At 67.5% G+C, this 22,766-nt stretch carries 17 protein-coding genes; 5 read left to right on the top strand and 12 right to left on the bottom strand.

The features are described from left to right. Positions 1–28 precede the first annotated feature (28 nt). The 4 genes from dxs to P2Q66_RS05640 all read right to left on the bottom strand — a co-directional run bounded on the left by dxs (position 29) and on the right by P2Q66_RS05640 (position 8,475). The gene (gene dxs / locus P2Q66_RS05625) at positions 29–2,002 is read right to left on the bottom strand and encodes a 1-deoxy-D-xylulose-5-phosphate synthase (RefSeq protein WP_275726239.1); all 1,974 of its coding nucleotides are present in this window, start codon (positions 2,000–2,002) and stop codon (positions 29–31) included. Positions 2,003–2,131: 129 nt separating this feature from the next. Then, positions 2,132–4,957: an aconitate hydratase gene (locus tag P2Q66_RS05630; RefSeq protein WP_275726240.1), complete on the bottom strand. Its 2,826-nt coding sequence runs from the start codon at positions 4,955–4,957 to the stop codon at positions 2,132–2,134. 153 nt (positions 4,958–5,110) lie between these two features. Then, entirely contained in the window at positions 5,111–6,502 is a 1,392-nt protein-coding gene (locus P2Q66_RS05635; protein WP_275726241.1) for a TRAM domain-containing protein, read from the bottom strand. Then, the gene (locus P2Q66_RS05640) at positions 6,499–8,475 is read right to left on the bottom strand and encodes an APC family permease (RefSeq protein ID WP_275726243.1); all 1,977 of its coding nucleotides are present in this window, start codon (positions 8,473–8,475) and stop codon (positions 6,499–6,501) included. Before P2Q66_RS05640 ends, P2Q66_RS05635 begins: the two co-directional genes overlap by 4 nt. A 119-nt stretch (positions 8,476–8,594) precedes the next feature. On the opposite strand from P2Q66_RS05640, the gene P2Q66_RS05645 reads away from it, so the two are divergent. Together P2Q66_RS05645 and P2Q66_RS05650 are read left to right on the top strand one after the other, a co-directional pair. After that, complete coding sequence (locus tag P2Q66_RS05645; RefSeq protein ID WP_079597108.1) at positions 8,595–9,269, top strand: TrkA family potassium uptake protein; 675 nt, start codon at positions 8,595–8,597, stop codon at positions 9,267–9,269. After that, positions 9,266–10,024 (top strand): TrkA family potassium uptake protein, encoded by a 759-nt coding sequence (locus P2Q66_RS05650; protein WP_115524612.1) that lies wholly within the window; start codon positions 9,266–9,268, stop codon positions 10,022–10,024. The genes P2Q66_RS05645 and P2Q66_RS05650 overlap by 4 nt, the downstream gene beginning before the upstream one ends. 6 nt (positions 10,025–10,030) lie before the next feature. Here P2Q66_RS05650 and P2Q66_RS05655 read toward each other — a convergent pair whose 3' ends face one another. From P2Q66_RS05655 to dut, 4 genes are all read right to left on the bottom strand, one after another. Further along, a complete protein-coding gene (locus P2Q66_RS05655; protein WP_275726246.1) occupies positions 10,031–10,798 on the bottom strand; it encodes a DUF3159 domain-containing protein in 768 nt (255 codons plus the stop codon). After that, a complete protein-coding gene (locus P2Q66_RS05660; RefSeq protein ID WP_079597111.1) occupies positions 10,795–11,151 on the bottom strand; it encodes an OB-fold nucleic acid binding domain-containing protein in 357 nt (118 codons plus the stop codon). Before P2Q66_RS05660 ends, P2Q66_RS05655 begins: the two co-directional genes overlap by 4 nt. Beyond that, positions 11,144–11,857, bottom strand: a complete 714-nt coding sequence (locus tag P2Q66_RS05665) for a DUF3710 domain-containing protein (protein WP_275726247.1) — start codon at positions 11,855–11,857, stop codon at positions 11,144–11,146. Before P2Q66_RS05665 ends, P2Q66_RS05660 begins: the two co-directional genes overlap by 8 nt. A 106-nt stretch (positions 11,858–11,963) precedes the next feature. After that, positions 11,964–12,488: a dUTP diphosphatase gene (gene dut / locus P2Q66_RS05670; protein ID WP_079597113.1), complete on the bottom strand. Its 525-nt coding sequence runs from the start codon at positions 12,486–12,488 to the stop codon at positions 11,964–11,966. 145 nt (positions 12,489–12,633) lie between these two features. Here dut and P2Q66_RS05675 point away from each other — a divergent pair, with 145 nt between their 5' ends. Further along, positions 12,634–13,122, top strand: a complete 489-nt coding sequence (locus P2Q66_RS05675; RefSeq protein WP_275726249.1) for a DUF3093 domain-containing protein — start codon at positions 12,634–12,636, stop codon at positions 13,120–13,122. 194 nt (positions 13,123–13,316) lie between these two features. Further along, complete coding sequence (sepH, locus tag P2Q66_RS05680; protein ID WP_275726251.1) at positions 13,317–14,684, top strand: septation protein SepH; 1,368 nt, start codon at positions 13,317–13,319, stop codon at positions 14,682–14,684. A gap of 70 nt (positions 14,685–14,754) precedes the next feature. On the opposite strand, the gene P2Q66_RS05685 is transcribed toward sepH, so the two are convergent. Genes P2Q66_RS05685 through P2Q66_RS05700 form a run of 4 tightly spaced genes read right to left on the bottom strand, consistent with a single transcriptional unit; the run spans position 14,755 to position 20,177 of the window. Continuing rightward, positions 14,755–15,489 (bottom strand): thymidine kinase, encoded by a 735-nt coding sequence (locus P2Q66_RS05685; RefSeq protein ID WP_275726252.1) that lies wholly within the window; start codon positions 15,487–15,489, stop codon positions 14,755–14,757. Further along, the gene (locus P2Q66_RS05690) at positions 15,482–16,705 is read right to left on the bottom strand and encodes a nucleotide pyrophosphatase/phosphodiesterase family protein (RefSeq protein WP_275726253.1); all 1,224 of its coding nucleotides are present in this window, start codon (positions 16,703–16,705) and stop codon (positions 15,482–15,484) included. Before P2Q66_RS05690 ends, P2Q66_RS05685 begins: the two co-directional genes overlap by 8 nt. A gap of 1 nt (position 16,706) precedes the next feature. After that, positions 16,707–17,450 carry a DUF5998 family protein gene (locus P2Q66_RS05695; protein ID WP_079597118.1) on the bottom strand — a complete coding sequence of 248 codons (744 nt, stop codon included), beginning with the start codon at positions 17,448–17,450 and terminating at the stop codon, positions 16,707–16,709. 42 nt (positions 17,451–17,492) lie between these two features. Continuing rightward, complete coding sequence (locus P2Q66_RS05700; RefSeq protein ID WP_275726255.1) at positions 17,493–20,177, bottom strand: GNAT family N-acetyltransferase; 2,685 nt, start codon at positions 20,175–20,177, stop codon at positions 17,493–17,495. Positions 20,178–20,253: 76 nt separating this feature from the next. Between P2Q66_RS05700 and P2Q66_RS05705 the strand changes: the two genes are divergently transcribed. Continuing rightward, positions 20,254–22,761: a DNA topoisomerase IV subunit A gene (locus P2Q66_RS05705; RefSeq protein WP_079597120.1), complete on the top strand. Its 2,508-nt coding sequence runs from the start codon at positions 20,254–20,256 to the stop codon at positions 22,759–22,761. Positions 22,762–22,766 lie beyond the last annotated feature (5 nt).

Consider the following 22,766-nt stretch of genomic DNA (forward strand, 5'->3'; position numbering starts at 1 on the left):
CCCGGATACTTCAGCTCAACTTCCCCCCTCACAGGATGGGAAGGCTGCCGGTGGTGGGGTGCTGCTGCCCAGGCAGGGGACGCGCGAACGGAACCTTTGTTCCCAGAACCTGCGCGACGACGTCGTGCGCTATCTGCTGGGCGGTCAGCCCAACGCGTTCCAGGACCTGCTTGCGGGTGCCGTGGTCCAGGAACTCAACCGGCAGGCCCACCTCGTTCAGGGCAGTATCCACGCCTGCCGCGCGCATTTCCTGCCGGATCCGCGAGCCCACGCCGCCGGCCCGGACGCCGTCCTCGATGCAGATCACCAGCCGGTGGTGCGAGGCCAGCGCAATGATGGAACGGCGGACCGGAAGCACCCAGCGCGGGTCCACGACGGTGGTGCTGATGCCCTGCGCGCCGAGCCGGTTGGCGACGTCCAGGGCAAGCTCTGACATGGCACCGACGCTGATGATCAGGACATCGTTTTCGGTGGACCCGGAGGGACGGCGGGCCAGGACGTCCACGCCGTCGCTGAGGCGTTCCAGCGCTTCAATTTCGGCGCCGACGGACCCCTTGGAGAAGCGGACCACGCTGGGCGCGTCGCTGATGGCAACGGCCTCCCGAAGTTCCTCGCGGAGCCGGGTGGCGTCGCGGGGCGCGGCCAGGTGGAGCCCCGGAACGATTTGGACCATGGACATGTCCCACATGCCGTGGTGGCTGGCGCCGTCGGGTCCGGTAACCCCGGCACGGTCCAGGACGATGGTGACGCCTGCCTTGTGCAGGGCAACGTCCATGAGCAGCTGGTCGAAGGCGCGGTTAAGGAAGGTGGCGTAGACCGCCACCACCGGGTGCAGGCCCCCGAAGGCCATCCCCGCAGCAGCGGTGAGGGCATGCTGTTCGGCGATGCCGACGTCGATGACCCGCTCCGGGTGCCTGGCAGCGAACTTGTGCAGCCCCACGGGAATCAGCATGGCGCCGGTGATGCCTACGACGTCGTCACGCTCGTCCGCGATGGCCGCGATTTCGTTGGCGAAGACGGAGGTCCAGGACTGGGCACCCGCGGTGCCGGTGGGCTCGCCCGTTTCCGGATCGATGATGCCCACGGCGTGGAACTGGTCGGCCTCGTGGGCACGGGCGGGGGCGTAGCCGTGACCCTTCTCGGTCATGGCGTGCACAATGACGGGCCCGTTGTAGTGCTTGGCCGTGGCGAGGGCATGCTCCATGGCCTGGAGGTTGTGCCCGTCAACCGGTCCGATGTACTTCATGCCCAGGTCCTCGAACATGCCCTGGGGAGCCCACCAGTCCTTGATGCCCTTCTTCATGGCATGCAGGCTCTTGTAGGTGAACTGGCCCGCCGGGCCGCCGTTCTGGAGCTTCTTCTTCCACCAGTCCAGCGCCACCTCGTACGCCGGGGCCGCGCGGAACGAGTCGATGGTGGGGCGCAGCGAGGCGAGGTAGTCCGCGAAACCGCCAACGGTGGGCGCGTAGGACCTGCCGTTGTCGTTGACCACGATGACGACGCGGCGCCGCCTGTCGGCCGCAATGTTGTTGATGGCTTCCCAGGCCATGCCGCCGGTCAGGGCGCCATCACCGACGACGGCGACGACGTGCCGGTCGCCCTGGCCGGTCAGCTGCCGGGCACGCGAGATGCCGTCGGCCCATGACAGCGAGGAGGAAGCGTGCGAGCTTTCCACGATGTCGTGCTCTGACTCCGAACGGGACGGGTAACCCGAGAGGCCGCCTTCCTGGCGGAGGGTGCTGAAATCCTGGCGGCCGGTCAGCAACTTGTGGACGTACGACTGGTGGCCCGTGTCGAAGACGATGCTGTCACGCGGCGATTCGAAGATGCGGTGCACGGCGAGCGTCAGTTCCACCACGCCAAGGTTAGGGCCGAGGTGTCCGCCCGTCTGGGAGACGTTCGTGATCAGGAAATCCCTGATCTCCGAAGCCAGCTGCTTGAGCTGTTCTTCGGTTAACTCGTTCAGGTCCTGCGGATTCCGGATGGTGTCCAAGATTCCCAATGACCCCTCCTTCGGGTGGTAGACGTGCCGTTTAACTCTAACGCCTTGGTACAAATGCAAAGCCGAAGCCCCGGCTGGTCGGTGACCGGCCGGGGCTTCGGGATGGTGGTGCCTGCTGGGCAGTTACCGCTAGTTCGCGGAGATCTGGCGCAGCACGTACTGCAGGATGCCGCCGTTGCGGTAGTAATCCGCTTCACCCGGGGTATCGATGCGCAGGACCGCGTCGAAGGACTTTGTGGATCCGTCTTCGGCGGTTGCGGTGACCTTGAGGGTCTTGGGCGTGGTGCCCTCGTTCAGGGCAGTGACGCCCTCAACGGAGAACGTCTCCGTGCCTGCCAGGCCGAGCGTCGCGGCGGACTCGCCGGCCGGGAACTGCAGCGGCAGGACGCCCATGCCGATGAGGTTGGAGCGGTGGATGCGCTCGTAGCTCTCCGCGATGACGGCCTTGACGCCCAGCAGGGCCGTGCCCTTCGCGGCCCAGTCACGGGACGAGCCGGAACCGTACTCCTTGCCGGCCAGGACCACCAGCGGGGTGCCGGCTGCCTGGTAGTTCTGCGCGGCGTCGTACACGTAAGCCTGCGGGCCGCCTTCCTGGGTGAAGTCGCGGGTGAAGCCACCTTCGACGCCGTCCAGGATCTGGTTCTTGATGCGGATGTTCGCGAACGTTCCGCGGATCATGACCTCGTGGTTGCCACGGCGGGAGCCGTAGGAGTTGAAGTCCTTGCGCTCCACGCCGTTGGCCAGCAGGTACTGGCCGGCAGGGGTGTCGGACTTGAACGAACCGGCCGGGGAGATGTGGTCGGTGGTGACCGAATCGCCCAGCTTGAGGAGTACGCGGGCACCGGTGATGTCCTTGACCGGCTCCGGCTGCGCCTGCATGCCCTCGAAGTACGGGGGCTTCCGGACGTAGGTGGAGTTCGGGTCCCAGGCGAAGGTGTCACCGGCGGGGGTGTCGAGCGCCTTCCAGCGCTCGTCGCCGTCGAAGACGCCTTCGTAGCCCTTGGCGAACATCTCTTTGTCGATCGAGGAGTCGATGACCTGCTGGACCTCAACCGGGTTCGGCCAGATGTCCTTCAGGAAGACGTCGTTGCCGGCCTCGTCCTTGCCCAGGGCATCGGTTTCGAAGTCGAAGTCCATGGAACCGGCCAGGGCGTACGCGATGACCAGCGGCGGGGAGGCCAGGTAGTTCATCTTGACGTCCGGGTTGATGCGGCCTTCGAAGTTGCGGTTGCCCGAGAGGACAGCAGCGACGGCGAGGTCGTTGGCCTGGATTGCCTCGGAGACTTCGGCTTCCAGCGGGCCGGAGTTGCCGATGCAGGTGGCACAGCCGTAGCCCACGATGTAGAAGCCCAGCTTCTCCAGGTAGGGGGTCAGGCCGGACTTTTCGTAGTAGTCCGTGACGACCTTCGAGCCGGGGGCAACGGAGGTCTTGACCCATGGCTTGGCGGTGAGGCCCTTTTCGACGGCATTGCGGGCCAGCACGGCGGCGGCGAGCATGACTGACGGGTTGGACGTGTTGGTGCAGGACGTGATGGAGGCGATGGTGACCGCTCCGTGGTCCAGCTCAAACTCGCGTCCATCGGCCATCTTGACCGGAACCGGGCTGGAGATGCGTCCGGCGCCGCCGTGCGCTGCCGAGTACTTCGGCGGTTCGCGGTCGGTGTCGGAGATGTGCGTGGCTCCGGCGGTGAAGGAGGGTGAGTCCGAGGCCGGGAAGGTCTCCTCGAGCGACTCGTCCAGGGTTCCGGCGTCGGCGTCGTGGGAGACATAGTTCTTGAGGTCGTGGCGGAACTCGTCCTTGGCCTCGGTCAGCTCGATGCGGTCCTGCGGGCGCTTGGGGCCTGCAATGGACGGCACAACCGTGGACAGGTCCAGTTCCAGGTACTCCGAGAACTTGATGTCGCGGGACGGATCGTGCCAGAGGCCCTGTTCCTTGGCGTAGGACTCCACGAGTGCCACGTTCTGGTCCGAGCGGCCGGTGAGGCGCAGGTAGTCCAGCGTGACGTCGTCGATGGGGAACATGGCGGCGGTGGAACCGAATTCCGGGCTCATGTTGCCGATGGTGGCGCGGTTGGCGAGCGGCACTGCGGCCACGCCTTCGCCGTAGAACTCGACGAACTTGCCCACTACACCGTGCTTGCGGAGCATCTCGGTGATGGTCAGCACAACGTCGGTGGCGGTGGCGCCTGCGGGGATGCTGCCGCTCAGCTTGAAGCCGACGACGCGCGGGATGAGCATGGAGACGGGCTGGCCGAGCATGGCTGCCTCGGCTTCGATGCCGCCGACGCCCCAGCCGAGCACGCCCAGGCCGTTGACCATGGTGGTGTGCGAATCGGTGCCGACGCAGGTGTCCGGGTAGGCGCGGAGGGTGCCGTCAACCTCGCGGGTCATGACGGTGCGTGCCAGGTATTCGATGTTGACCTGGTGCACGATGCCGGTTCCCGGGGGAACCACCTTGAAGTCATCGAATGCGGTCTGGCCCCAGCGCAGGAACTGGTAACGCTCACCGTTGCGCTGGTATTCGATCTCCATGTTGCGCTCCAGCGCGCCGGAGTTGCCGAATGCATCGATCTGGACCGAGTGGTCAATGACCATCTCGGCAGGTGCCAGCGGGTTGACCCGCTTGGGGTCGCCGCCCAGTTCCTTGACGGCTTCACGCATCGTCGCCAGGTCCACCACGCAGGGGACGCCGGTGAAGTCCTGCATGATCACGCGTGCCGGCGTGAACTGGATTTCTGTATCGGGCTGGGCGTTGGGATCCCAGCCGGCCAAGGCGCGAACGTGATCGGCAGTGATGTTCGCGCCGTCCTCGGTCCTCAACAGGTTTTCAAGCAATACCTTGAGGCTGAACGGAAGGTTTTCTGCACCTTCAACGGAGTTCAACCGGAAAATTTCGTATTCGGTTCCGGCTACATTAAGTTTGCCTTTTGAACCGAAGCTGTCCACAGTGCTCATCGCAGGACTCCTCTCGCAACAGTTTCATCTTTGTCGCGCGGTTGACCGCCTGCTAGTTAGGACGCCCTAATTAGTTCCGGGCCCGAAAATTGCACACGGCCGGCCGTGATTACGGAGCGCGACGTGGGACTACTACGCCCCATAGTAGTGGCATCATCCGCCGGGAGTCAGTAGGGCAACGGTCTCCATGTGGTGGGTATGGGGGTAGAGGTCGAAGGCCCTGAGCCCCGCCAGGTCCCAGCCGGACTGCCGGAAGTAACCTACATCACGGGCGAACGACGCCGGATCGCAGGACACGTAGGCAATGGCGCGCGGCTGCGACGCCACGAGCTGGCCCACCACCGCCTTGCCGGCGCCGGCCCTGGGCGGGTCCAGGATCAGGGCGTCGAAATTCCGCGGTTTTTGGCGGAGGATCCGCTCCACGCGGCCTTGGACGATCTCCACCTGCGGCGCTGCGTGCAGGTTCTTGCGCGCGTCCCGGCTGGTTCCGGGAGCACCTTCCACGGACAGCACGGAGCCCGTCTCCCCCACTGCGTCGGCCAGCACGGCCGTGAAAAGGCCGGCACCGGCATAGAGGTCTGCCACCACGGCGCCGGCATGCAGGAATCCGCCGCTGTGCAGGAATTCTGTGACAGCCCCCACAAGTGCCCCGGGCGCGTCGCGGTGGATCTGCCAGAACCCGGCACCGGTGACCCGGTAGTCGTGCCCCGCCGCCGATTCCTGCACCCACATGCGGCCCCGGACCTGCCGGACGTCTTCCGTGGCCGGGTCGAAGGAGGCAACCGAGACGTCCTCCGGCAGAGCGGCCGCGATGGCGTTGAGCCGCTTGGCTTTTGTCCCGGGGGCCGGGGCGAGCAGCACCAGCGGCCGGGAACCGTTGCCCGGGGCAGCCACCTCCACCCGTTCGATGCCCTGCAGGTCGATGTCCCACAGCCGCAGGTTGTTGATCGCATCGGTGGCCAGCGGCATCTCCCGCACGGGAACGATGTGCCCGGACCGGTGGGCGTGCATGCCCAGTTTGCCGCCCGGGGTGACCGAAAAGCTGGCGCGCGTCCGCCACCCCAGCCCGCTGCCGCCGTCGGACGCTTCCCCCACGGACTCCACCGCGTTGGCATCCAGCCCCGGCGGCAGGTGCTCGACGCCGGCCAGCCGGCTGAGCTGCTCGGCCAGCACCTCGGCCTTCAGGCTCCGCTGCCGCGCCAGGGCAATGTGCCCGAATTCCGCACCGCCCACGGGCGGATGGCCGTGCCCCCACGCGCGGCGGGCATCGGCCGGGCGCCAGAAGTGCTCCACGCGGTCCGGTGAGGCGTCCAGCACTTCGACGACGTCGGCGCGCCAGAACTTGGCCTTGTCCTCCGCGTCCGTCAGCCGCACCCGGACCTTTTCGCCGGGGATGCCGTGCCGGACAAAGATGACGCGTCCCTCATGCCGGGCAACGGTGTGGCCGCCGTGGGCAATCGGCCCAAGGTCGAGGACCGCTTCTTCGCCGGCGTGCCCGCCGGCATCCGGCGTCAGGGCTGGTGTGGTGGATGTTCTGGCAATCATTGGACGTCCTGGAGGTTCTTTGCTTCTTCGGATGATTTGAGCTGCCACGGGACACTGGCCACCATGACCCCTGGTTCGAAATGCAGCCGTGTCTTGATGCGCAGCGCGGTCTGATTGTGCACCAGCTGCTCCCACCACTTGCCCACGACATATTCGGGGATGTACACCACGATGAGGTCGCGCGGTGAATCAAGCCGCATCTGCTTGATGTACTCCATGATGGGGTTGACCGTTTCCCGGTAGGGGCTTGCCAGCACTGTCAGCGGCACGGGGATTTCAAGCTTGTCCCAGTCGGCTACCGTCTGGGCTGTCTCCTCCGTGTCGATGTCCACGGTGATGGCGTCCAGCCGCGAAGGCCGGGACGCGCGGGCGTAGGCCAGGGCCCGCAGAACGGGCTTGCGGACGTGGGATACCAGCAGGACCGCGTGGACCCTGGTGGGCAGAGCGCGCGGCGATGAGTCCTCGTCCACTGCGAGCTCCTTGGCCACGTTGTCGTAGTGCGCCCGGATGCTCCACATGATCAGGAAAAGCACGAACATGGCGAGCAACGCGATCCACGCGCCCTGCTCGAATTTGGTGATCAGGACGATCACCAGGACCAGCGCCGTCATGCCGAAGCCGATGCTGTTGATGGTGCGGGACTTGAGCATGCGGCGCCGCACCGCTTTGTCCTTGGCCAGTTTCAGCTCCCGGCCCCAGTGCCGGATCATGCCCAGCTGGCTGGCGGTGAAGGAGATGAAGACGCCCACGATGTAGAGCTGGATGAGTTTGGTCACGTCCGCGTTGAACGCGATGATCAGCACCAGCGCACCGGCTGCGAGGGCAAGGACGCCATTGCTGAAGGCGAGCCGGTCGCCGCGGGTCCGCAGCTGCCGGGGAAGGTAGCCGTCCTGGGCCAGGATGGAACCCAGGACCGGGAAGCCGTTGAAGGCGGTGTTGGCCGCAAACACGAGGATGACGCCGGTGGCAGCCACCACGATGTAGAACGGAATGGACCCGGCCCCGAAGATGGTCTGGGCGATCTGGCTGATGGCGGGGTTCTGGATGTAGCCCTCGGGCAGCGGGCTGCCGTTCAGCAGGAACTCGGTGGCGGGGTCCAGGACGATGTGGACCTTGGTGGCGTTGGCCAGGTAGATGATGCCGGCCAGCATCGCGGCGCCGATCACGCCCAGGAGCAACAGGGTGGTGGCGGCGTTTTTGCTCTTGGGCGGGCGGAAGTTGGGCACGCCGTTGCTGATCGCTTCGACGCCGGTGAGTGCGGCGGCACCCGAGGAGAAGGCCCGCAGCAGGAGGAAGGCGCCGGCCAGTCCCACCAGCCCCTCGTCAAAGCCGGGGGCGGGCACGATGGTGAAGGCGGCCGACGGGGCCTCCCCCAGTCGGCCGGTGGCCGCCTGGAAGATTCCCACCGCCGTCATGCCGAGGATCGAGGCCATGAAGATGTACGTCGGGACGGCGAAGACGCTCCCGGCTTCCTTGACGCCGCGCAGGTTCACGAGGGCAAGGACGACGACGCCGATGGTCGCGATGACTGCCTGCTGCCCGTGCAGCGACGGGATGGCTGTGGTGACGTACGCGGCGGCTGAGGAGATGGACACGGCAACGGTCAGGACGTAGTCCACCAGCAGGGCCGACGCCACCGTCAGTCCCGCGTACTTGCCGAGGTTCTCCCCGGCGATCTCGTAGTCTCCGCCACCCGAGGGGTAGGCGTGGACGTTCTGCCGGTAGGAGGCCACCACCGTCAGGAGCACAACGATGACGGCCAGTCCCACCCAGGGTGAAAACGCCACGGCAGTGACGCCGGCCAACGCCAGGGTAAGCAGGATTTCATCCGGCGCGTAGGCTACGGATGAAAGGGCGTCGGACGCGTACACCGGAAGTGCAATCTTCTTCGGAAGCAGGGTATGGGCCATGCGGTCATTCCGGAACGGCCTGCCTACCAGCACGCGTTTGACGGCGTTCAATATTGTCAGCACTCCACAAAGCTAGTCGGATTCCCGGGTGATGTCATGACGGCATCGGGGCGGCAGGAACCTGCCGGGCTGCCGGTAGAGTTCTAGCTGCACAACCTGGACGGAATTACAGAGGAGATACGGTGGCGCATTTCGTGATCATGGGATGTGGCCGGGTGGGGGCGACGCTGGCGCACACGCTGGAGGATGCCGGGCATTCCGTAGCCATCATCGACCAGGACGACCGCGCCTTCCGCCGGCTCCGCCAGGGTTTCACCGGCCGCAAGGTCACCGGCGTCGGCTTTGACCGCGACACCCTCAAGCAGGCAGGCGTGGATGAGGCCTATGCCTTCGCCGCGGTGTCCAGCGGTGACAACTCCAACATCCTGGCCACCCGGGTGGCCCGCGAAACCTTCCACGTCCCCCACGTCGTCGCCCGGATCTACGATCCCGGCCGCGCCGAAATCTACCAGCGACTTGGCATTCCCACCGTCGCGGCGGTGCGCTGGAGCGCAGACCAGGTGCTGCGCCGCATCCTTCCCGAGCAGCACCTCGCAGGTGACTTCCGTGAACCATCGGGACGCCTGGTCCTGGCCGAACTTGACCTCGACGCCGGCTGGATCGGCCACCGGATCACCAGCATCGAGAAGGCGGCCGATGTCCGCGTGGCCTACCTCACCCGCTTCGGTGAAGGACTGCTGCCTGACGCCGGAACCGCCTACCAGGACGGCGACACCGTGCACGCCATGCTGCAGGTTGACCGCAGCTCGCAGGTCGCCCAGATCCTGGCCAAAGCCCCCGCCAAGGAGATGCAGTGAAAGTCGTTATCGTCGGCGCAGGCAGCGTCGGGTCGTCCATCGCCAGGGAACTGCTGGCGCACAAGCATGAGATCCTGCTGATCGACCTCAAGCCGGAAGTAATCGGGCGCAGCGGCCTTCGGGGCGCGCACTGGCTGGTTGGCGATGCCTGCGAATTGAGTACGCTCCAGGGCGCGAAGGTGGAGGAAGCGGATGTGGTGGTGTCCGCCACCGGCGACGACAAGGTCAACCTGGTGGTGTCCTTGCTGGCGAAGACCGAGTTTGGCGTCGGCCGCACGGTGGGCCGCGTGAACAACCCCAAGAACGACTGGATGTTCAACGATTCCTGGGGCGTGGACGTCGCCGTGAACACCCCGCAGCTGATGACCGCGCTGGTGGAGGAAGCCGTGGAAATCGGCGACCTGGTCCGGCTCCTGACCCTCCAGACCGGCGTTTCCGCGCTGGTCGAATTTACCGTCCCCCATGATTCGCACGTGATTGGCCAGACCGTGGGAGAGATCCGCTGGCCGGAGGATTCCACCCTGGTGGCAATCCTGCGGGACCACGCCCCCATCACTCCCAGCCGTGATGACGTCATCGACGGGGGCGACGAGCTGTTTTTCGTCACCACCATCGCGGCGGAGGACGATCTGCGCGCCCTGCTTTCCGCCGATGCCGCGGAAACGGCCGGTGCGGCGCGTCCAGGTGCCGAAGAGCCGGCAGTTGCCGCGCCCGCCGAGCAGCAGGCGCCCGAGGACGACGGCTTCGACGGCTAAGGGGCGTCAGGCTTTCGCTGCCGGCCCCTCGCCTGCAAGGTCGTCGGCCGGCGCCGGCCGGGTGACCAGCCAGGCGATCCAGACGCCCAGGATGTACAGCGGAGCGCCCATCAGGAGCCGGGTGGTGGCAAGTGCGGCAAGGCCGTCCTGGCCCATCAGGTACAGCGGAACCTGGACGATGAGCCGCAGTGCCAGGACAGCCACGATGATCCACGTCCCCAGCTGGTAGGCCCTGAGCCGGTCCGGTTCCTTGCGCCAGTCAAGGCCTTCGTTGCGGATGAAGCCAAAGAGCAGGCCGGCCACGGGCCACTTGATGAAGACCGAGACCGCCATCGCCAGGATGTAGCCCGCGTTGGTGAAGAAGCCGAGGAGGTAGAAGTCCTCGGCCTTCCCGGTGGTGTTGGCCAGCCAGGCGGAAATTCCGACGCCGACAACACCGGCAAGTGCCTGGGTGAGGGGCCGCCGCTGGATCAGCCGTACGACCGTAAACACCGCTGCCGCGGCCAGCGCGGCAATGAGGGACAGCGTAAGTTCCTGGGTGATGGTGAAGGTCACCAGGAAGACCAGGCCCGGCATGATGCTTTCGGCGATGCCCTGGACTCCACCGGCGCTGCGCAGGACATCGACCCGGCCGTCGTGGGTACGGTGCAGGCCGGCCTTGGCAGCGTAGTCGGCGGCGAGGCCGGCAACGGGCGAGGGCTCCTGGGGCGTCCGCGGATCCCTTTCCTGGCCGCTGCCCTCGGACTGGGACGGGTCGGGCTGGGGCGCGGTCATTCGTTCTCCTGGTGGGACAGTATTTCGTAGCGGGGGTTGAACATGGTGGGCATGCCCTCACTGCGGGACAGCATGCCTTCAAGCCGGAGTTCGGTTCCCGCTTCAATGCCCGGCACGCGCCTGCGTCCGAGCCACACCACGCGGAGCCTGGCACGCCGGCCCTGCGCAACTCCCGCCCGTTCGGGTTCGGCGTCGGAAACGATGGCGCTGAAGGCGGCCGTCCGGTCGGCCGGGACGTAGGTGATGGATTCGATGCGTCCCTGGCAGAGCACGCGGCCCTTGGGCGGCAGCTGGCTGAGGGGGGTGATCCCGGCGTCGCCGCGTGATGTTCCCCCTGGCACAGGATCAGCCAATTGCTGTGGTTTCCGGCCCACGCTCTGGTTCCTGCAGGTTGGGGGCAGCCGGCGGCGGCGTGGTGGTGGCGTCCTTGGGCAGCCGCAGCTGGAGCAGGTCACGGGGCGGCATGGGGCTGTCGCCGCGGATCACCACCACCTGCCGGAACAGGGCTTCGAGCGGTTCTGCTGCCTGGCGTTCCAGGGCCGCTGCACCGCCGAGGACACCGCGGAGGAACCAGCGGGGACCGTCGACGCCGATGAAGCGGGCCACACGGTAGCCCTGGCTGCCGTCGGGGAGGCCTGCGGGAAGCTTGGCTACGAGTTCGGTTCCGAACGTGCCCTCGATTTCCTCGACCTGGCCGCCCTGGGCGCCCACGGATTGCCCGATCTGGCCGCGGATCTCGTCCCACAGCTCCTCCGTCTTCGGCGCGGCGAACGCCTGCAGCTGGAGGCTGGACCCGTTGAGGTCCAGGGTGACCGCGACAACGCGCTGGGTGGCTTCCTCCACCTCGAGGCGCAGCTGGAGGCCCTCGCTGGGGGTGATCAGGAGCGCGCCAAGGTCAACGTAGCCGTCGCGGCTGCTGATCTCGGATTCATCGAACGGCCCGCCGGTGCGGCGTCCGATGCCGTCCGTAACGGCCTCTGCGGCGTCCGCGGCCGTCAGCGGCTCGTCCGGTTCGGCTGCCTGTTCCTTCTTGGCTTTCCTGCCGAGCCCAAAGACCATGAGGGGTGTCTCCTTTAATTATGAAAGTTCCGGTCCGGCCCAAGGCGGCCCCGCCGTCGTTCTGTGCTGTCCCCGGCCGGTCAGCTGCCGGGGCAATGAATCAGGCTCAGGGCAGGTTGAAGCCGCCGGTTGACCCGAAACCTCCCGTGCCGCGCACGGAGTCGCTCAATTCGTTGACGGGGATGAACTGCGCATGCTCGACGCGCTGGATGACCATCTGCGCAATTCTATCGCCGCGCCGGAGTTCTATGGCCTGGCTGGCATCAGTGTTCAGCAGCGTGACGGAAATTTCACCGCGGTAGCCTGCATCCACTGTTCCGGGGGCGTTCACGATGGTGAGGCCGTGCTTGGTGGCCAGGCCGGACCGGGGGTGGATCAGGGCCACGAAGCCGTGTGGAAGCGCAATGGCCACCCCGGTAGGGACAAGCCTGCGCTCCCCCGGCTGCAGGACAACGTCTTCCCTGGCACGGAGGTCGGCGCCGGCGTCGCCCGGATGCGCGTAGGAGGGCGCTTCGAGGCCGGGGTCCAGCATCTTCAGCTGGACTTCGAGGGTGGGAGCCGGAGCGCCGGCGGCCAGGCCTGCGGGCGCGTCGCCGGAAACAGTGTCAAGTGTGGCGGGTTGGTCAGTCACAGTCACTCACTCTAACCCGCGCGCCCGTATCCGTCCTAGGGCGGGCCCTCCATCTCCAGGACGCGCTCCTGCGGACGCTGCCAGGACGTCCTGTGCGGCCGGGCGCCAAGATGAAATAGCCAGGCAAAGGTGGAAAGCTTGGCGCATGCCCGAATCAAGCTCCCCTGCGCCCGTTCCCCACCAGCCGTCCACGGGAGCGCCGGTGATCTACAAAGAGAAGCTCTGGCCCAATGCCTGGATGTGGATCATCGCGGCCGGCGTCTCCGGGGCCGGGATCCTGGTGTTCGCCCCCATCAGTGCGGCCGCCGGCTACACCGCCGCAGCGGTGCTTTTTGCCATCATTGCCGTCCTCCTGATTCTGTCCACCCCCAGCATCGTGGTGACCGACGACGCCCTGACCGTGGGGCGGGCAACCATCGAGCGCAGGTTCGTGGGAGCGGTCCAGCAGTTCCGCGGCGAGGAAGCAACGGCGGAACGCGGGACGCGGCTCAACGGACTGGCATACCTCTGCATCCGGGGCTGGATCGATCCGGTCGTGAAGGTGGACATCACCGACCCGGCGGACCGGACCCCGTACTGGCTAACCTCCACCAGGAATCCTGACCAACTCACGGCAGCCCTGACCTGCAGGTAGCACCCGGCCCCGGCTTCGGGCCTGGCCCTTCGCAACCCTTGCAGCGGGACTCGCAGCCCCGTTACCTGCCCCTACCTCCCCCGGACGTACCCGGATCCTGCGGAAAATCGCGGCGCGCCCTGCCCCTTGAGCCAAAACAGGTGCAGCGGGTGGCAGAGTTTCGGTTGATAGTAATGCCAGGGTGGAGGATTTGTATGCAGGATCTACGGCTTGTAGGCGTGCACGACGACGGGACGCACCTCCTGTTGAGCAGTGCCGGCGGCGAGATGTTCCAGCTGCCGATCGACGAAGCGCTGAGGACGGCGAGCCGGACAACGGGAAAGCGGTCGGCCGAGCGGCCTGCCATTCCCATGTCCCCTCGGGATATCCAGGCACGGATCCGTGCCGGTGCCACGGCAGCCGATGTTGCTGAACTGTCCGGCCTGCCGCTCGCAAAGGTTGAACGCTACGAGGGCCCGGTCCTGGCGGAACGGGAGTACGTGGCGCAGCAGGCACGCAAGGTGGAGGTTGCCACGCCCTCCCCCGGCCACGACGCCTACCGCTCAGCCTTCGGTGACAACCCGGCGACCCTCGCCGAGATGGTGGCCCATCGGCTGTCCGCCCATGGCATCGACCCCTCAACAGTTGAGTGGGATTCCTGGCGCCGGCAGGACGGTACCTGGACAGTTTCGGCCAGTTTTGAGCCGAAAACCGACGGCACGGCGGGCATCGGCGAGGAGCCGCCGGCACTTTGGACTTTCAGCCCTGCCCGCAGGTCCCTGCACAATGCCAACCGCTGGGCGCAGCAGCTCAGTGAACTGGAACCTCTCGACGGCCCCGTCCCCGCCCGGCGCCTCTCGGCCGTGTCAGACCGACCCTTCGACTTTGAAACCGATGCGGACACCGCACGCACTGGCCCCGCCAGCCACACCGGGCCCGCCCAGTCTCCCGGCAAGGAGTCGGACGGCCTGCTGGACATGCTCCGGTCACGCCGCGGACAGCGGCTGGGCGTGGACGAGGATTCCGACGACGCCCTCGCAATGCTGCTGACGCACGGCGTGCCGGCCGCCCATCCGCGGCCCTCGGAAGTCATTCCGGAACCGGAAGAGCAGGACCCGGAGCCGCAGGAAAAGAACGACGACGCTCCCGCCGCCAAGGGCGATTCCTTCATCCGCCGGCGCGACACCCGCCCCTCGATGCTGTCCAGGCTCAGCCTCATTCCGCCGCACCATGATCCAACCGAAGAGGCCTTGCGGCTGCACGACGGCGTCAGCACCGAGACGCGCGAAATCACCATCGTTGCGTCCCCCACGCGTCCATCCGTGGCCACGCCATCCGCTGAGGGAGATGGCGGGCCTGCACTCGGTACAGGCGCAGCAACGGGCACATCCCCGTCTTCCGGTGCCGGACTCGACGAACTGCTGGGTGGAAATGTCCGGCGCAGGGCATCACGCCACGACGAGGGCTCTCCTGCGACAGGCCAGTTGCCCGAGACGGACGCCCCGGAACGCCAGCCGTCCAGGCCCAAGCGTTCCAGTGTGCCGTCCTGGGATGAGATCGTCTTCGGCACCCGGGGCGACTAGCACGGTCCGCTAGCCACCGAAGTTCCATCGCCACCAGCGGCCCGTCAGTTACTGTGGCAGCCGCTAAGAGCTATGGGGCGCCTTGTCCCGTGCCGGGTCCGCCCGCGCCGCGCCAGAGGCAGGCGTCCACCTCGAAGGGCAGCAACTGGTCCTGTTCTGCCATGAGATTGGCACCATGGGCGGTGACGCGCCTCATGTAATGGCGGCGGCACAGCGTCTCGTAGCCCACTACCGGAGTACTGCCGGCACCGGCGGAAGCGGTCGTTTCCAGTGCCATGTCCACGTCGCCCACCACCACCTGCGCGCCCTCGGTGACCATCACGCCGTCGACCGTCCTGGCGTTGTGCGTGGCACGGCGGCCGCACCAGCACAGCGCCTCCACCTGCAGCACCTGCACCCGGTCCGCCAATTCGATGAGCCGCTGCGATCCCGGAAACAGCCGGGTGCGGAAATCAGCGGTGATGCCGAAGGCGAAAACGTCCACGTCAATCTCGTCAACCACTTTGGCGAGCTGTTCCACCTGCTCGGGCGAGTAGAACTGGGCTTCGTCACAGATCAGATAGTCCACGCGCTGTCCCTGGGTGCGCCGCCGCATGACTTCCTCCCAGAAGTCAGTACCGTCGCCCACTTCCACGGCGTCCTTTTCCAGCCCGAGCCGGCTGGAGATCCGGGATTCACCGGCGCGGTCGTTCCGGCTGAACCGTACCCCGCCCCGTCCCCGCGCGCGGTGGTTGTGGTCCATCTGCAGTGCCAGCGTCGATTTGCCGCAGTCCATGGTGCCGGAGAAAAACACGAGTTCAGCCACGGCGTGGGCCCTTGCCGCCGGCCTGGAAAAACAGCAGCGGAACCTCCCGCTCGGCTTTCGTCAGCGAGCCGTGCTGGCCCACCACCTCCATGGCGGTTGGACGGCTGCGCCGGGTGTCGTACAGGGCAAGGCTGTCCCGCGCCGCGATCATGATGTCACCGATCCTGCCTTCGACGGCGGGACGGACGTCGCCGAACAGGCCGGCGGCCAGCGCTTCTTCCCGGGTGAAGGCCCAGACCCGTCCGCCGAACCGTGCGCGCCAGGCGGCGAGCAGGCGGTCCCGGTCGCCGGCCTCCTCCAGGTACAGGTGCACCATCCTGGGCTCGCCGGCAGTGTGCCGGACGCCATCTACCAGGGCGGGGTCGGCGGAGAAGTCGATCCGGTGCTGCTCGGGCACGTCCAGCATTCCGTGGTCGGCTGTGAGCAGGATGCTGGTGCCGGCCGGAAGCGAGGCGTGAAGCCGCTTCATGGTGGCATCGAGCTCCTCAAGCTGGTGCTCCCATTGCTCCGACTGGCAGCCGTAGCGGTGTCCGGCCTTGTCCAGGTCGTTCAGGTAGAAATACATCAGTGACGGGCCGGAACCGGCCATGGCGTCGGCGGCGGCAGCCGTCCGGGCGTGGGCCGTGGTGGCAGGCAGGAACCGGCCGCCGCGGAGCGCGGCCCGGGTCATGGGCGAGTCGCCGAACTGGGGCAGGCTGATGGTGGTGACGTCCACCTGCCCGGCAGCGCGCTCCAGCACGGTGGGGAAAGGCTGCCACTGCTCCGGGTCCACACCCGGATCCCAGTTCCCCAGCAGGTTGACCACCTTGTCCTGCTCCGGGTCGAGCACGTCGTAGCCCACCATGCCGTGCTGCCCGGGCGGCAGGCCCGTCCCAAAGCTTGCCAGCGCGGCTGCGGTGGTGGAAGGGAACGCCGAGTCGAGCCAGACCGGAATGTCACCCTGCCCGGCCTGGATGACCGACCGCAGGAACGGTGTGTGCGCGGTTTTCTGCTTCAGCAGGTTCCGGCCAAGGCCATCGGCCAGGACCACGCACACCCGTGAGGCGGCGGGCAGTCCCAGCGTGTTGGCGAAACCGTCGATGCCGAGGCTTGCCGCCGCGCTGGTGAGCACGTCGGCGACAGACCGCCGGCCGTAGGCCGGTGCCGGTGGGAGGCCGGAAGCCTGGCCGGCCGGGGCGGAGGGGACGCTGGGGGCGGGGTGGCGTTCTTCCGGCATCTCAGCGCTGCTGGTGGCCGCGGCTCAGGCGCGTACCGAATACACCGGCGCGGGGCCTTGGCGGCAGTGACTGCACGTGCGGAACCGGGCTGCTGGAGCCCGTGTTCACCGCCCGGAGCGCGCGGGCAAACAGCTTGGCGTCCTGGACCGCCTGCAGGCCGTCCGCCTCCGCGCTGATGCGCAGGACGATGTCCTCCTGGGCGATGGTGCCCGTGTAGCCGTGGTCCGCCTCGCACTGCGGGTCACCGCAGCTGGCCGGACCCATATCCAGCCGCTGCCCGCCGGACCAGGCGATGGACAGCGTCAGTTCGCGGACCGGATCGGAGGGCTTGTAGTCCTGCGGCTGGGCATACATATAGCTGAGCACCACGGAACGGATCTGGGAGACAGGCACGGATTCGGTGGAGATCTGCGCGACGATCTGTTCGCCGGCTTCGTCCAGCTGCTGGTCGTCAACGTGCGTGATCACCAGCATGTCCGCGGTCAGCACCAGGACCGTGATGTGGCGGCGGACTTCGGCGCGGTCAAAGTGGGTTTCCAGGTGCACCAGGTGGGCGACGCAGTCGCGGCCGTCCAGGGCATCGTCCACGACGTCGGCCACGAGGCGGGGGTAGAAACCTGCCTTCTGCAGGGCGCCATCGAGGCTCTGGCCCTGCGAACTGTGGCTGTGTGAGCTGTGGTGGCGGACTGCCTGGTTGTCATTGCCGGGCGTTTCGGGCGCCGACGCGGGAGGCTGTGAGCTCATTACCCTATTTTCACAGATGGCCCCGCCACTTTGCTAACCGCCTCAGCCCAGCATGGCCCGCCGGGCGCTGTCCGTCCGCTGGGCGGCGTTACCGATCCGGACGTCCGCGGCCAGGATGGTGGCTCCTGCCGTTCCGCACAGCACCGGGTTGAATTCCACCAGGGCGATCTCCGGGTGGTTGTCCTTCATCCAGGCCAGCCTGCCGGCAAGGTCCTCGAGTGCCTGCACATCAACGGCCGGCAGTCCCTGGTAGGCGAACAGTTTCCGGGCAGCCCGCGGCGCGCGGATGAAGTCGTGCACGTCCGCGGCGGACAACGGCGGCACCCTGTGGGACCAGTCATCCAGCAGGCTGGTGGCGTCCCCGGCCAGCCCGAACGAAATCACGGGACCCAGCAGCGGGTCCTCGATGGCCCGGAAGGTGCAGGCCTGGCCCACGGGCGCCATGGACTGCACTTCCAGGGACGGGTCGCCGTAAGCGGCGAGCGCCCGGCGCATCTGCAGGACGTTTTGGCGCAGGGACTCCGGGTCCTGGATATCCAGGCGGACGCCGCCCAGGTCAAGCCGGTGCCGGAGGGCGGGATCGGTGGTCTTCAGCGCCACCGGCCAGCCCAGGGATTCAGCCGCCTCAACGGCCTGGTCCGGCGTGTCGAAGCCCACCGACGGGAGGACTGTGATGCCGTAGTGGCCCAGCAGGGACGCGGCCGCCGCCGGGTCAAGCTGTTTGAGCTGTTCCCCCCTGACGTCCCGGAGCAGGACCCCGAGCTCGGCCTGAGCGCGCCGCGGGTCGCAGCCGTCGGGCTCCACGAAATGTCCCTGGTCGCGCGATGCCCACTCCGAATACCTGACCACGGCCGCGAGCGCTGCCACTGCGGCGCCGGGGTTGGAGAAGCAGGGGACGGTCTGTTCCAGGCTTCCCACCATGCCTTCCACGTAGACCGAGGGATCCAGGATTCCGGTGAACGCCGCCACCACCGGCTTTCCGGCCACCGCGGAGCATTCGGCGAGGACCTCGGCGATGCTGTCCACGGTGAGGCCGCGGGCCGGGAGCAGCGCGGCGACGGCCGCGTGCACGGTGTCGGATTCCAGGGTCTTGAGGACTGCGCTGCGCAGGGCCGGCAGGGCGACCGAGCGGCCGGCGTCGAGGTCCACGCCCGTCACCAGCTCTGTGACACTGAGCCCGTGGTCGGCGGCGCTGTCAGCCACCACCTTGCCCAGCGCCTGGGAGTTGCTGAAGATCGCCAGGCCGGGCCCGGCCGGAAGCGGCTGGCCGGAGACAACCTGCGCCACGTCCACCAGCTGCTCAACGGTCTCCACCCGGATCACGCCGGACTGGCGCAGCATGGCGTCCAGCGCCCCGGCCGGAGCCTGGGTGGTACGGACTGCATGGCCCGGGGGCAGGCGCAGGCCCATCGTGTCGGACTTGGCCACGATCACCGGCTTGGTGCGTGCCAGCCGGCGGGCCAGGCGGGAGAACTTGCGGGGGTTGCCGATCGACTCCAGGTACAGGCCCACGGCGGCGGTGTCGGCGTCGTCCTCCCAGTACTGCATCATGTCGTTGCCCGAGACGTCCGCCCTGTTTCCCGCCGAGAGGAACGTGGACAGGCCAAGCCGACGCCGGCTGGAAGCGGCGTACAGCGAGACGCCGATCGCTGCGGACTGGCTGAACAGGCCCAGGCCTCCGCGCAGGGGCAGGGTGGGGGCCATTGAAGCGTTGAGCGAGACGTCCGGGTGCGTGTTCACGATGCCCAGCGAGGCAGGGCCGATGACGCGCATCCCGTTCGCCCTGGCCTGCCGCACCAGGTCCCGTTGGCGCAGGAGGCCGCGTTCGCCGTCGTCCGCGAAGCCTGCCGAGGCCACCACCAGGCCCTTCACGCCCGCCGCCGCGCACTCCGCCACCACACGCGGAACTTCCTCGTAGGGAACGGCGATCACGGCCAGCTGCACCGGGTCCGGCACTTCGGACAGGCTGCCATAGGACATCATGCCGGCCAGTTCCAGCGCCTCGGGATTGATCGCGTAGACCGGACCGGGGAACCCGCCTTCGATGATGTGTTCGAGGAGTTGGTAGCCGACCGTCCCCCACTTGCGGCTGGCCCCGATGACGGCAACGGACGACGGCGTCAGCAGGTCGCGGACGCTCCTCGCCTCCGCGCGGTGCTCGCGGGATTCCATCACGGCCCGGGATTTCTCGGTGGGGTCGATGTTGAACTCAAGGCTGACGACGCCGTCGTCGAAGTGGCGCTTCACGTCATAGCCGGCGTCGGAAAACACCATCAGCATTTTGCGGTTCTCCGGCAGCACCTCGGCGCTGAACCGGCGGATCCCGTTTTCATGCGCCGCAGCGGCCAGGTGTTCGAGCAGGATGGACCCGAGGCCCCGCCCCTGGTGGGCGTCGGCGATGTTGAACGCCACCTCCGCCTCGGCGGGGTCATCCAGCCGGTCATAGCGGCCGATCCCGATGATCTCGTCCCGGCTGGTGATGACGAAGGCCACCCGGTCCTTGTAGTCCACCTCCGTGAAGCGCTTGAGCTCCTTGCTGGACAGCCTGGCCTTGAAGGCGAAGAACCGCATGTAGATTGAATCCTGCGACTGGCCCATGTGGAAGGCCTGGACCGCGTCGGCGTCCGAGGGATGGATGGGGCGCAAATGCGCCGTCCCGCCGTCACGCAAGACGACATCGGCTTCCCAATGTTCCGGATATTCGCCGTCCCCGGGCTGATCCACCATAGGCTTAGCCTAGCCAAAAACTTCCGCAGCACCCCCGAACGCTGCACAGTAACCCCCAGAAGGATTTACCCGCCCCATGGCCCGCCGCCAAAGTTCAGCCCCTCCCGTGGACAACACCCCCTACACGGAGAACATCGTGGATATCGATGTCACCTCCGAAATGGAGGGCTCCTTCCTGGAGTACGCCTACTCCGTGATCTACTCACGGGCGCTTCCGGATGCCCGCGACGGGCTGAAGCCGGTGCAGCGCCGCATCCTGTACATGATGAGCGACATGGGCCTGCGCCCGGACCGCGGCCACGTCAAAAGCGCTCGCGTGGTGGGCGAGGTCATGGGCAAGCTGCACCCGCACGGCGACACCGCCATCTACGACGCCATGGTGCGCATGGCGCAGGACTTCTCGCTGCGCCTGCCGCTGATCGACGGCCACGGCAACTTCGGCTCGCTCGACGACGGCCCCGCGGCTCCGCGGTACACGGAGGCCAGGCTGGCCGCCGCGGCCCTCACGCTCACCGACCACCTCGACGAAGACGTGGTGGACTTCGTCCCCAACTACGACAACCAGCTGACCCAGCCGGATGTCCTGCCCGCCGCGTTCCCCAACCTCCTGGTCAACGGCGCCACCGGCATTGCCGTCGGCATGGCCACCAACATGGCCCCGCACAACCTGGTGGAGGTGATCTCGGCTGCCCGGCACCTGATCGCCAACCCCGATGCCACGCTGGATGACATCATGCGCTTCGTGCCGGGCCCGGACCTGCCCAGCGGCGGGCGGATCGTGGGCCTGGACGGGATCCGTGACGCGTACGCCACCGGCCGGGGCTCCTTCAAGACCCGGGCCAAGGTGGAGGTGGAGCAGCTGACCGCCCGCCGCACCGGCCTGGTGGTCACCGAGCTGCCGTACATGGTGGGCCCGGAGAAGGTGATCGAAAAGATCAAGGACGCCGTCAACGCCAAGAAACTGACCGGCATCAGCGACATCGTTGACCTGACGGACCGCAAGCACGGCCTGCGCCTGGTGATTGAGCTCAAGAACGGCTTCAACCCCAACGCGGTGCTCCAGCAGCTGTACCGCTACTCGCCGATGGAGGACTCCTTCGGCATCAACAACGTCACGCTGGTGGACGGCCAGCCCCAGACGCTGGGCCTGGTGCAGCTCCTGACCGTCTATGTGAACCACAGGATCGACGTGGTGCGCCGCCGCACCGTCTTCCGGCTGGGCAAGAAGAAGGACCGCCTGCACCTGGTGGAAGGCCTCCTCATCGCCATCGTGGACATCGACGAGGTCATCCAGATCATCCGGTCCTCGGACGAGGCCGCCGCTGCCCGTGCCCGCCTGATGTCCATCTACGACCTCACGGAGATCCAGGCCAACTACATCCTGGAGCTCCGGCTGCGGCAGCTCACCAAGTACTCCCGCATCGAGCTGGAGAAGGAGCAGGACGAGCTGCGCCGCGAGATCGCGGAACTGGAAGCCATCCTGGGTTCGGAGGAACGGCTCCGCACCCTGGTCTCGGACGAGCTCGGCGAGATCGCGGAGCAGCACGGCACCCCGCGCCGGACAGTGCTCCTGGAATCCGAAGCGGTCTCCCCCACCGTTGCTGCGGACATGGCCGCCGTGACGGGCAAGAAGGGCAAAGCCGTGCCGCTGGCCCTGGAAATCGCGGATGACCCCTGCTGGGCGATCCTGACGGCATCCGGCCAGGTGGCCCGCACCAGCAACCAGGAGCCGCTGGCCGAGGCCGGCCCCCGCAGCAAGCACGACGTGTTCACCTCCGTGGTGAAGACGTCGGCGCGCGGGGAGATCGCCGCGGTCACCTCCCAGGGCCGCATGCTCCGCCTCCAGGTCATGGACATGCCGGTCCTCCCGCCGATGTCGGGGCTGCCCAACCTCGCCGGCGGAGTCCCGGCCCGGGAATTCATCACCCTGCTGAAGGGCGAGACGCTGGTGGCGTTCGCGCCGCTGGATGAGGTGCTGGCCATCGGCACTGCCCAGGGCGTGGTGAAGCGTGTCCAGCCGGACTATCCGCTGAACCGCGAAGACTGGGAAGTCATCGCCCTGAAGGACAAGGATTACGTCGTGGGCGTTGCGCCGGCAGGAGCGGATGACGCGGAGCTGGTGTTCCTCACCAGCCAGGCGCAGCTGCTCAAGTTCGGGGCGGCCGCCGTACGGCCGCAGGGACGCACCGCGGGCGGCATGGCCGGCATCAAACTCGCCGCAGACGACCGCGTGCTGTTCTTCGGTGCCGTCCAGCCCAAGGACGAGGCCGCCGTCGTGGTCACCATAGCCGGCACCACCAGCGCCCTTCCCGGCACCGCCCCCGGTACGGCAAAAGTGACCGCCTTCTCGGAGTACCCCGCCAAGGGACGCGCCACCGCAGGAGTCCGGGCGCACCGGTTCCTGCGCGGCGAGGACACGCTGCTGCTGGCCTGGGCGGGGCATGGCCCGGCCAAGGCATCCTCGGCCGCCGGTGTTGCACGGTCCCTGCCGCAGGAGCACGGCCGGCGTGACGGGTCTGGCGTCCCGCTGTCCCAGCCGGTGGAGGCGGTGGGTCCCGCGATGGCCTGGCCGGATCCCGCTTAGACTGC

The sequence above is a fragment of the Arthrobacter sp. Cr_A7 genome, from assembly GCF_029222765.1.
Taxonomy (GTDB): domain Bacteria; phylum Actinomycetota; class Actinomycetes; order Actinomycetales; family Micrococcaceae; genus Arthrobacter.